1 protein-coding gene is annotated in these 266 nt (G+C 75.9%); it reads left to right on the top strand.

Features of this window, described 5'->3' with window-relative positions; all coding sequences use genetic code 11:
- The coding region (locus AAFO60_RS21045) for an HNH endonuclease signature motif containing protein (RefSeq protein ID WP_347958154.1) at positions 1-266 on the top strand (266 nt) is incomplete at both ends.

Raw genomic sequence — 266 nt, 5'->3', positions numbered from 1 at the left:
GCGGGGTCGGCGGTTGGCGTCGAAGGCGCAGCGGTTGATGTTGTTCGCCCGTGATCGCGGGTGCACCGCCCCGGGCTGTGCGGCGCCGTTCGCCCGCACCGAAGCCCACCACCTGCGCGAGTGGCAGAACGGGGGCCGGACCGACATCGGCAACCTCGGGGCGGCGTGCGGGCGCCACAACCGGTCGGTCGGGCGCCAGGTGGGCGACTGGGAGACCGTCGTGCTGATCGACGGCCCGCATGCCGGGCGCGTCGCCTGGCGGCCGG

The organism is Gordonia aichiensis (assembly GCF_039946255.1).
GTDB classification, from domain to species: Bacteria; Actinomycetota; Actinomycetes; order Mycobacteriales; family Mycobacteriaceae; genus Gordonia; species Gordonia aichiensis_A.
This window is presented reverse-complemented; position numbering and strand designations above follow the sequence as displayed.